This is a genomic window from Neopusillimonas aromaticivorans (assembly GCF_030344915.1).
Taxonomy (GTDB): domain Bacteria; phylum Pseudomonadota; class Gammaproteobacteria; order Burkholderiales; family Burkholderiaceae_B; genus Neopusillimonas; species Neopusillimonas aromaticivorans.
This window is the reverse complement of record NZ_CP128233.1, coordinates 3,207,199-3,218,146: the sequence shown is the minus strand read 5'-3', so window position 1 is coordinate 3,218,146 and position 10,948 is coordinate 3,207,199. Positions and strand designations below refer to the sequence as shown.

Here is a 10,948-nt window from a genome sequence, read left to right as displayed (position 1 = left end):
CGACATGAGTAACCTCGTCGAAGTTAAAGTGCCCGATATTGGCGACTTTAGCGAAGTAGAAGTCATTGAAGTCATGGTCGCAGTGGGCGACATGGTGAAAGAAGAGCAAAGCCTGATTACCGTCGAATCTGACAAAGCCTCCATGGAAATCCCGTCAACGGCATCCGGGCGGGTCAAGTCCGTCAAGATCAAGGTTGGCGACAAGGTCAAGGAAGGTTCGCTGATTCTTGAACTGGAAGCCGAAGCGTACAGCACGACGGCCCCTGCCGCTGCAGCCAGCGCCACTTCTGCTGTGGCGCCTGCTTCTGCCGGTGCCGTGGCTGCGCCTGCGGTGGTGGCTGCGGCACCTGCCGCCGTCAGCGAACGTGTGATGGTCGAAGTGCCTGACATTGGAGACTTTGCCGAAGTCGAAGTCATTGAGGTGCTGGTCGCGGAAGGTGACACCGTCGCGGCAGAGCAAAGCCTGATTACTGTTGAGTCTGACAAGGCGTCCATGGAAGTGCCGTCATCGCACAGCGGTGTCGTGAAGTCGGTCAAGGTCAAGGTCGGTGACAAGGTCGCCAAGGGTTCGGTCATTATTGAAATTGAAACCCAGAAGACGCCTGCGAACGTGGCTGCGGATGCTGCTGCCCAGATTGCTGCGCCGGCGCCTTCGTCCGGACCTGTCGCCGGTGGGGGCTCCTCAGATGCAGTCAGCACCGCACCTGCAGTTGCGACAGTTGTGCCGCCAGCGGGCCGGCCGTCACCCACTGAAGCCTATGTCAGCGACAAGCCCCTGAACACGCTGCCACACGCGTCGCCGTCTGTGCGCAAGTTCGCTCGTGAACTGGGGGTCGACCTGGCCAGAGTTCAGGGCAGTGGCCCTAAAAACGTATCCTGGCTGACGATATTCGTAACTTCGTCAAGCAAGCCCTGGCCAGTGGTACTGGTACCGGTTCAGCTGTGTCGGCGGCATCTGCTGGCAGCTTCAGCGTCATCGATTGGCCCAAGGTTGATTTTGCCAAGTTCGGGCCTATCGAGACCAAGCCGTTATCGCGCATCAAGAAGTTGTCGGGTGCCAACCTGAGCCGTAACTGGGTCATGATTCCGCACGTTACCAACAATGACCTGGCCGATATCACTGAGCTTGAGGCCTTGCGTGTCCAGTTGAATAAAGAGAACGAAAAATCGGGTGTCAAGGTCACGATGCTGGCCTTCCTGATCAAGGCCTGCGTTGCCGCGCTGAAGAAGTTCCCCGAATTCAATGCGTCACTCGAAGGCGATAATCTGGTGCTCAAGCAGTACTACCACATCGGTTTTGCCGCTGACACACCCAACGGGCTGGTGGTACCGGTTATTCGCGATGCCGACAAAAAAGGCATTGTTGAACTGGCTGCAGAAACCTCCGATCTTGCACGCCAGGCCCGTGATGGCAAGCTCTCACCTGCACAAATGCAGGGCGGCTGCTTTACGATTTCGTCGTTGGGAGGTATTGGTGGTACGTCGTTCACGCCTATCATCAATGCGCCTGAAGTCGCTATTCTGGGTGTGATGCGTTCGGCCCATCAACCGGTCTGGGACGGCAAGGCGTTCCAACCACGCTTGATGCTACCCTTGTCGTTGTCGTATGACCACCGAGTCATTGACGGCGCCGCTGCCGCGCGTTTCAACGCTTACCTGGGCAGTCTTCTGGCTGATTTCCGCCGCATTGCGCTATAAGGGTCACTATGAGCAGCGTAGAACTGAAAGTTCCCGACATCGGTGATTTCGCCGAAGTCGAAGTTATCGAGGTGCTGGTCAGCGTGGGCGATACGGTTGCCGCTGACCAAAGTCTGGTCACCGTTGAGTCCGACAAGGCTTCCATGGAAATTCCGGCCGAACAGGGCGGGGTAGTGCGCCAGATTCTGGTCAAGGTGGGCGACAAGGTCGCTGAGGGCTCGGCACTGGTTGTGGTTGAGTCCGATACGCCAGCGGCCGCTTCGCAAGCCACTGGCGCCGGCAATTCAGCGGCTGCACCTGCCAGCTCTGCTGCCGTTGCGGTAGCCACGCCGGCATCCGCTGCTGCACCGGCTTCTGGCCCCGCTGCGGCTCCTGCGCCTGCGACCTTCTCGGGTCTGGCCCAGGAGCAGTGTGATGTTCTGGTGCTGGGTGCCGGCCCGGGCGGGTATTCTGCAGCCTTTCGCGCCGCCGACCTGGGCCTGTCGGTCATTCTGGTCGAGCGTTACGCCACCCTGGGCGGGGTTTGCCTGAACGTCGGGTGCATTCCGTCCAAAGCCTTGCTGCACACGGTTGGCGTGGCCGAGGCGGCCAGGTCGCTGGCCTCGCACGGCTTCAGTTTTGGTGAACCCACCATTGATCTTGACGCCCTGCGTGGCTACAAAGACAGTGTGGTTGCCAAGTTGACAGGTGGTCTGGCAGGTATGGCCAAGGCGCGCAAGGTCAAGGTATTGACCGGTACCGGGCAGTTTGTTGACCCCAACCACTTGGCGGTTACCGACGTCCAGGGCAACACCCAAACCGTTCGTTTTGGTTCCGCTATCATTGCCGCAGGCAGCCAGTCGGTCAAACTGCCCTTCATGCCCAATGATCCGCGCGTGGTCGATTCAACCGGTGCATTGCAGCTGCGTTCCATCCCCAAAAAATGCTGATCGTGGGTGGTGGCATTATCGGTCTGGAAATGGGTACAGTCTATTCGGCGTTGGGTGCGCGTCTTGACGTTGTCGAGATGCAGCCTGGACTGATGCAGGGGGCCGACCGTGACCTGGTTAAGGTATGGGAAAAAATGAATGCCCATCGGTTCGATCGCATCATGCTTAATACCAAAACAGTGGGTGCCGAAGCCAGGGACGATGGCATCTGGGTCAGCTTTGAAGGCAAAGGTGCGCCAGATGGCCCGCAACGTTACGACCTGGTCTTGCAGGCGGTAGGGCGTGTGCCTAACGGTCGCAAGATCGGCGCCGAAAATGCCGGTGTTTTGGTTTCCGACCGCGGTTTCATTACCGTTGATCGCCAGATGCGTACCAATGTGCCGCATATCTTTGCCATTGGCGACATTGTTGGCCAGCCCATGTTGGCGCACAAGGCCGTGCACGAGGCGCATGTGGCCGCTGAAGTGATTGCCGGTCAAAAGAGTTATTTTGACGCACGCGTCATTCCATCGGTCGCCTATACCGACCCGGAAGTCGCCTGGGTTGGTTTGACTGAAGACGAGGCCAAACAGCAGGGCATAGCCGTAACCAAAGGTCTGTTTCCATGGGCTGCCTCGGGTCGTGCCATTGCCAACGGCCGTGACGAAGGCTTTACAAAGCTGCTGTTCGATGCCGAATCGCACCGTATTGTGGGCGGAGGCATCGTTGGCACGCATGCGGGTGACCTTATCGGAGAAATCGCTCTGGCGATCGAAATGGGCGCCGATGCGGTCGATATTGGCAAGACCATTCACCCGCACCCCACATTGGGTGAATCCATCGGCATGGCCGCTGAAGTCGCGCATGGAACGTGTACCGACCTGCCGCCGCCGCGACGCAGGTAAAATGGTTGTTTTTTGAGCATTTTCCATGGCGCAACTACCCACCTCAGCCAGTTCGCTTGACGACTGGCTGGGCTTTCTTGAAACGGCCCACCCAAAAGCCATCGATCTGGGCCTGACCCGTGTTCGAACGGTGGCTGCCCGGTTGGGCGTGGCACAACCCGAAAGTGTTGTCATTACGGTTGGTGGCACGAACGGCAAGGGTTCAACCTGTGCCATGCTTGAAGCCATCGTGCTGGCAGCGGGTTACAAAGTGGGCCTGTATACCTCGCCACACCTGGTCAGATTCAATGAACGTATCCGGGTGAACGGTGACAATGTCACTGATGCCCGTATCGTTTCGCAATTTGATCGCATTCGTCAGGCGTGCGGTGATATCTCCTTAAGTTATTTTGAATACGCCACTCTGGCGGCTTTGTGCGAATTCGTCGACAACGCCGTCGATGTCATTATTCTTGAAGTGGGTTTGGGCGGTCGCCTCGATGCCGTCAATCTGGTTGACAGCGACTGTGCCATCATCACCAGTGTCGACATTGATCACACCGAATGGCTGGGCGACACCCGCGAAAAGATCGGCTGGGAAAAAGCGCACATTTACCGTAGCGGTCGACCGGCAATTTGTGCCGATCCGGTACCACCGCAAACCCTGCTTGACTACGCCAATGAACTTGGCGCCGATCTCTGGCTGTTTGGTCGCGATTTCAACTACTCCGGCGATCGGCAGCAATGGGCCTATGGCGGGCGTTCCCAGCGTCGTAGCGGCTTGGCCTATCCGGCCTTGCGGGGTGCCAATCAGTTGCTGAATGCCAGTGCGGTACTTGCGGCCCTTGAAGCGTTACGCGGTCGCCTGGCCGTACCTCAGCAGGCCGTGCGCATGGGGTTGGCCCAGGTGGTCCTGCCCGGACGTATGCAGATTTTGCCGGGTTCACCGGCGGTTGTGCTCGATGTGGCACACAATCCGCATGCGGCAGCTGTACTGGCGCAGAATCTGGACAGCATGCCGTTTTATCCTTACACCCACGCGGTGGTGGGCATGTTTTCAGACAAGGCTATAGAAGAAACCCTGGCCAAACTGGCTCCGCGTATTGATCACTGGTATTGCGCGGGCCTTGATGGCCCGCGTGCGACAACCGGTCAGGCATTGGCCGAGCATGTTCAGCGTGTCATTGGGTCGCAAGACGGGAAAGACGAACCTGTGACTGTATCGGTGTATGACGATCCGATTCAGGCTTTTGCCGCAGCGCAAAAGCAGGCAGCCGACAATGATAGAATTCTCGTGTTTGGTTCTTTCCATACGGTCGGGCCGGTCTTGAACTGGCTGGGTCGTAAAGTCAACTAACGGTTTACGGGTTGCCATGGGGTTTTTCTCTAAAGGGTCTGATTCAGGCGAGTCGCGTCGTACCTCGACGCGTCCGAACGAGGCCCAGGCCAACGAGTTGCGCGTGCGCGCGCGGCGTCGCCTTATTGGTGCTCTGGCGCTGGTGGTCGCTGCCGTCATCGTTGTGCCCATGCTTATCGATAACGAGCCGCCTCCGGGTGCGCCAGTGTCGCCTATCGTGTTGCCTGCCGTTCCGCCACTGCCCGATCAGGATCGCGTCGACCTCGCTGCGGCGAATTCGGGCAGTATCACCATTGAACAATTGCCCGAGCCTCCGGTCGAGCCGCCGGTGTCCGAACCTGCAGCCATGGCCAGCGTCACGCTGCCTCCGGTGTCGGCACCGCCGCCAGTGGCCGAAACACGACCCGAGCCCGCCACCAGGCCCAAGCCCGAACCGGTTCGTCCTGCTGCTGATAGTCGTCGAACCGATGATGGTGCGGTGGCGCTGGCCTTGCTTGAAGGGCGCAAGCCCGAAACTGCATCCAGGTCTGCAGAACCCGCGAAGTCGGGGAATTTCATTCTGCAAATTGCGGCCTACACCACAGAACAAGATGCGGCAGCGCGGCGCAACAAGCTTGTCGAGGCGGGGGTGACCAATGCGTATGTCCAGGCAGCAACCGCCAACGGAAAGACGGCATGGCGCTTGCGGGTTGGTCCATTCCCCACCCGTGAGGCAGCCCAGGCAGCACAAACCCGCTTGCGGGCATTGGGTTACGACAACGGTTTTATTTCTACCAAGTGACCAGTTTTGACTATATCGTGCTGGCCATTCTGGTCATTTCCGGGTTTTTGGGCCTGTTGCGCGGTTTGGTCAAAGAAGTCCTTTCGCTGATTGCTTATCTGGCCGCCTTTCTGGCGGCCATTTGGTGGGCGCCGCGAGCTTCAGTCTGGCTGACCCCTATATTGTCAACGACCTGTTGCGTACAGCGGTGGCTTACGCGGCAGTGTTTATCGTGGTGCTGTTGCTGGTGGGGCTTGTCAATGTCACGCTGGGAACGCTGGTCAAGAAGACCGGGCTCACACCTGCCGATCACGGCATGGGCATACTGTTTGGTGTGATGCGTGGTGTATTGATTATTCTGGTTCTGGTGTCGTTGGGCGGGTATACCGACTTGCCCAAAGAGCCCTGGTGGCGTGATGCCCGCCTGTCGCCCGTCGCGGTGCAGGGGTGCAGGCCATTAAAAATGTTTTGCCGCCGTCACTGGCGTCTTGGTTGCCTTACTAAGTTTCATATTCAGGAATTTCTCATGTGCGGAATCGTTGGGGTTGCTGGCCGTAACCCTGTTAACCAGCTCATTTACGATAGTTTGTTGCTGCTGCAACATCGTGGGCAAGATGCGGCCGGCATTGCCACGTCGTATGACCAGTTTTTCAGCATGTACAAGGCTCATGGCCTGGTGCGTGATGTTTTTCGCACGCGTAATATGCGTTCATTGCCGGGCAATAGCGGCCTTGGGCAAGTGCGCTATCCAACGGCGGGCTCCAGTGACAGCGTTGATGAAGCGCAGCCGTTTTACGTCAATGCCCCGTTCGGCATCACGTTTGTGCACAACGGCAATCTGACCAACTGGCGTGAGCTGCGCGAAGAGTTGTTTCGTATTGACCGCCGTCACATCAATACAAACTCTGATTCCGAGGTTTTGCTGAATGTGTTTGCACATGAACTGCAGCAGGCGGCAACTGGTGCGTCGCTGGATGACACGGCAGTGTTTGATGCCGTTTCGGCAGTACACCGGCGTGTGCGCGGGGCTTATGCCGTCATTGCGCAGATCGCCAGTTTTGGCATGGTGGCTTTCCGCGATCCCCACGGTATTCGACCCCTGTGCCTGGGCTCACAAGAAACGTCCAAGGGCATTGAGTGGATGATCGCCTCTGAATCCGTCGCATTGTCGGGGTGCGGGTTCAATTTCGTGCGCGATATTGCCCCGGGCGAGGCGGTATTGATCGACCGTGATGGCAACCTCAGTAGCCGCCAATGTGCCGATGATCCGAAGTTGGTGCCTTGTCTGTTTGAATATGTCTATTTTGCCCGTCCCGACTCACTGATGGATGGCGTGTCTGTTTATGATGCCCGTCTGCGCATGGGTGAATATCTGGCGGATAACGTCGCGAAAGCGCTGCGCCTTGGGGAAATCGATGTGGTCATGCCGATTCCTGACTCATCCCGACCCTCGGCCATGCAGTTGGCCGCGCGCCTGGGTTTGAACTACCGCGAAGGGTTCATCAAGAACCGTTACGTGGGTCGCACCTTCATCATGCCGGGGCAGGCGGTTCGCAAGAAGTCGGTACGTCAGAAGCTGAATGCCATTGACATGGAATTCCGTGGCAAGAATGTATTGCTGGTTGATGACTCGATTGTTCGTGGCACGACCAGCCGGCAAATTGTTGAAATGGCGCGTGAAGCGGGTGCCAACAAGGTGTTTTTGCTTCAGCAGCACCGCCGGTTCGCTTTCCCAACGTGTACGGTATCGACATGCCCACACAAACCGAACTGATTGCCCACCAGCGCGAACCCGATGAGGTCGCACGTGAAATCGGTGCAAACGGGCTGGTCTATCAGGAACTGTCTGATCTTGAGCGAACGCTGACCGACTTGAACCCGGCCATGCGGCAGTTTGAGTCGTCCTGTTTCAACGGACAGTACGTTACCGGTGATATTGATGCGGCCTATCTGGCCCGTCTTAGCCAGACGCGCGGTGGTGCGGCTGCTGAACCGCCTGCCGCAGCGAGTGACGACAACTGATATATCGTCGACGGCCGGCATTAAGTCCTTTGTGTTTATTGCCATTTTGAAGGCATTATTCCGCTGGAAGGATTTGATCCGCATTCTTTCAATACACGATCTGCCCCGTTGCCCGTTGCAACGGGGTTTTTTGGTGCTGCTGACGCATAGGTGCGCTTGCACATGCCACTTGCCCTCATTGCATGTCATCGTGAGCTTATCGGTATAAACCCGGGTATCCGGATGCATTGATTTTAAATAAAATTTGAACATATTGTTCATAAATGAACTTTCCGCGAGCAGATCATTGTGTTCTGTCGCATCGCATGAGTATCCACGGAGACGGCTATGACAACACAACGTATTGGCATTTCAGGGGCAGGTATTGGCGGGTTGACGGTGGCAATTGCACTGCAAAAGCTCGGCAAAGACGTGGTGGTCTATGAGCAGGCCAAGGGCTTTGCGCGTGTTGGGGCGGATATCAATCTGACGCCCAACGCCGTGCGCGCCCTTGACGGCCTGGGTATTGGTGACGCATTGCGCGAAACGGCCGCCCGCCCCACACATCGCATCAGCCGTGACGGGTATACCGGCGAAGAAACATCGCGCATCGAAATGGCACAGGCGGCGCAAGACAAATACGGTGCGCCGCAACTGACTTTGCATCGGGCCGATCTGATGCAGGCACTAGAACGTGCCGTACCGCCCGGTACGGTACAGTTTTCCAGGCGGGTTGCGGCGGTCGAACAGCGCAATGGTCAAGTGCACATTACGTTTGAAGATGGCTCAAACGATGTTGTCGATCTCTTGATTGGTGCTGACGGTATACATTCTTCGGTTCGCACCGCACTGTTTGGCAATGAAAGTCCAGACTTCACAGGGGTGGTGGCGTATCGTGCCGTCGTGCCGGCTGAAAAGCTTGCGGGTATTCCTAACCTGAATGCTTTCACCAAATGGTGGGGGTCGATTCCCGAAGTCCAGATCGTGACGTTTCCGCTTAATCTGGGCAAGGATATTTTCATTTTTGCCACAATCCCGCAGGAAGGCTGGCACCTTGAATCGTGGACCGCTCCGGGCGATGTGAGCGAATTCAAGGCGCTATATCAAGATTTTCATCCCGAAGCCAGGGCGGTACTTGATGCATGCGATACCGTACTCAAATCCGCGCTGTACGTGCGCGACCCGCTGCCACGCTGGTTTGAAGGGCGTTGCGTACTGATGGGCGATGCCGCGCACCCCATGATGCCGTTCATGGCGCAAGGGGCGGGTCAGGCGATTGAAGATGCGATCGTGCTGGCCCGTTGTCTGGCTGACCCGTCGTTTGCGTCGGTCGAGGCGGCCTTGCAGGCGTTCCAGGACTCACGTCTTGCCCGTACATCACAGATCCAGATCGGCTCGCGTGGTAACAACTGGCTCAAGGCCGGCAGCAACGCCGATTGGGTTTATGCTTATGATGCCTGGGTGTGCCCTTGGGCGAAGCTGCAGGGCAAGCGGCATGAGCCCTGCGTCTCGCACTCCGGGTTCGGCCGACCCGGCCGATAATTTGACGGCAGGGCTGGTGTCCCCTGTGATTCGGGGTTTGCGGCTTCTTGAGTTCATTGCCCAGGGGGCAGTACGGAAAATCTTAGCGAAACAGGCCGCCTGATCGATGTCAATCGTGTCACGGTCATGCGCTTGCTGGCGACGCTTGAACACGAAGGCATGATTGAAAAACTGCCGGGTGGCGGGTATCAGGTCGGCTTGCGCTACCTGACCATGGCGGCAAAGGGCATGGGGGGCATGACCTGATTTCAACCGGGCGGCGCGTGGTTCGCGGGCTCTGCCAGCAGATGGGGCATGCCGCCTACCTGAGTTTGCCAGACGGGCCCGACATCACCTATGTGCTGCGTGAAATGCCCCCGGCTGGCCTGGTCAGTCTGATCACCATAGGCAGTCGTATTGCAGCCTGGCGCGCGGCTCCGGGTCAGGCAATTCTGGCTGCATTGCCATCCGATGTCCTGACGCGGCGCACCGACTTGGGTGCGCTTGCCGAGTCTGATCCTGACGCTTTTCAAGCACTTGAGATACGCCTGGAGGCAGCAAGAGCCCAGGGGTGTGCCTGGAGTCACTCAGGTCTTGAACAGGGTATCAGTGCGTGCGCTGTTGCCGTGACTGACCGCAGTGGGCAACCGGTTGCCGCACTCAGTGTTGCGGGGCCTGCACAGGCACTGGCCGAAGAAACGGCTCGACGAAACCTCGAGACCACCCTGAAAGCCGCCGGGCAACAATTGTCGACGATTGCGTTCGGCGCCTGAAGCAGCGCCTGAGCCGGAACCAGTCCCAAAACCGGGACAGAGCGCCTGGGCATCCCTGTGTGGTCCAGCTTTGCTCGTGCAGTCTGGGTCAACAAGGCGTGTCAAGCGTCAGGGGCGCGCGTTTAGAGCCAGTGACAGTTCGCGCGCCGACGACATGACCTTGCTGACCAGCATGTCCCGATCAAGCTCAGGGACATGTACAGCGGGAACCGTCATACCCATGGCGGCTACAACTCGCCCGGTTTCGTCAAAAACCGGTGCTGCAATTGACGATATATTCGTCTCGAAAAAACCTTCCTCAAGCACATAGCCTCTGGCCTTGTCGGCCTGCAACAGGCCGAACAGATCAAGCACGCTCGGCGGCGTGTGCGCATTGTAGATCCGCAGGTGTTCCTCCGGATAAAGGGCACGCAGTTCGTCAAGTGTGTGATGGCTGAGCAATACCCGCCCCAGTACGGTGGCGTGTGCCGGCAGCCGTGTACCAATGTGGACAGAGCTGCTGAAAACCGACGCCGGGGCGACTTTCTGCACATAGACAATATCGCGCCCGTCGCGAATGACCAGATTGGACGAATAGCCGGTGTCATTACGCAAGCGCTCGAGGATCGGGCGGCTGAGTTCGGTGATGCTGAGCGAGGCCAGGTATTCGAAGCCCAGGCGCAACACAGCGGTACCCAGCTGGAAATCGCGCCCGTTATTCAGACGTTCGACAAAGCCCAGGCTTTCCAGGGTAACCAGCAAGCGGAATATCGTGGTACGTGGCACCTGCAGGCGCCTGGCCAGTTCGGGGGCCGACAGGGTGGGCGTGTCGCGTGAAAATTCGGCCAGGATCCGCAGTCCGCGCTCAAGTCCGGGCACCGAGTATTTATCGGCCTTGTCTGTCTCGCTGTCTTCCAGACCGCTGTCGGTTGGTGTCAATACTGGCATAGTCAATTCTTGTTTTATATATGAACTAAAAAGCGGCATTGTCCTATAGAACAATGCCGCCTGCAAGAACGCCCGGAACAGCGGGCGCACAGCCAAAACTGTTGAAGATTATTTTGTTT

General features: G+C 57.8%; 5 protein-coding genes and 4 pseudogenes. 8 read left to right on the top strand and 1 reads right to left on the bottom strand.

Annotated features, from left to right (window positions below; genetic code table 11):
• Window positions 1–4 precede the first annotated feature (4 nt).
• The 8 genes and pseudogenes from aceF (at window position 5) to N7E01_RS17815 (ending at window position 9,902) form a co-directional block, all read left to right on the top strand.
• A pseudogene (aceF, locus tag N7E01_RS17860) lies at window positions 5–1,698 on the top strand (dihydrolipoyllysine-residue acetyltransferase).
• Window positions 1,699–1,706: 8 nt separating this feature from the next.
• Window positions 1,707–3,511 (top strand): annotated as a pseudogene (gene lpdA, locus N7E01_RS19180) (dihydrolipoyl dehydrogenase).
• Window positions 3,512–3,536: 25 nt separating this feature from the next.
• Window positions 3,537–4,847, top strand: a complete 1,311-nt coding sequence (folC, locus tag N7E01_RS17840) for a bifunctional tetrahydrofolate synthase/dihydrofolate synthase (protein WP_289173853.1) — start codon at window positions 3,537–3,539, stop codon at window positions 4,845–4,847.
• Between the two features lie 16 nt (window positions 4,848–4,863).
• Window positions 4,864–5,628: an SPOR domain-containing protein gene (locus N7E01_RS17835; protein ID WP_289173851.1), complete on the top strand. Its 765-nt coding sequence runs from the start codon at window positions 4,864–4,866 to the stop codon at window positions 5,626–5,628.
• Window positions 5,625–6,111: pseudogene (locus N7E01_RS17830) on the top strand (CvpA family protein). Before N7E01_RS17835 ends, N7E01_RS17830 begins: the two are co-directional and overlap by 4 nt.
• 22 nt (window positions 6,112–6,133) lie before the next feature.
• Window positions 6,134–7,629, top strand: a pseudogene (gene purF, locus N7E01_RS17825) (amidophosphoribosyltransferase).
• Window positions 7,630–7,956: 327 nt separating this feature from the next.
• Window positions 7,957–9,150 (top strand): FAD-dependent monooxygenase, encoded by a 1,194-nt coding sequence (locus tag N7E01_RS17820; protein WP_289173849.1) that lies wholly within the window; start codon window positions 7,957–7,959, stop codon window positions 9,148–9,150.
• A gap of 263 nt (window positions 9,151–9,413) precedes the next feature.
• Entirely contained in the window at window positions 9,414–9,902 is a 489-nt protein-coding gene (locus tag N7E01_RS17815; RefSeq protein WP_289173847.1) for an IclR family transcriptional regulator domain-containing protein, read from the top strand.
• A 108-nt stretch (window positions 9,903–10,010) separates the two neighbouring features.
• Here the strand turns inward: N7E01_RS17815 and N7E01_RS17810 are convergent, their stop codons facing one another.
• Window positions 10,011–10,829, bottom strand: a complete 819-nt coding sequence (locus tag N7E01_RS17810; protein WP_289173846.1) for an IclR family transcriptional regulator — start codon at window positions 10,827–10,829, stop codon at window positions 10,011–10,013.
• Window positions 10,830–10,948: the final 119 nt, after the last annotated feature.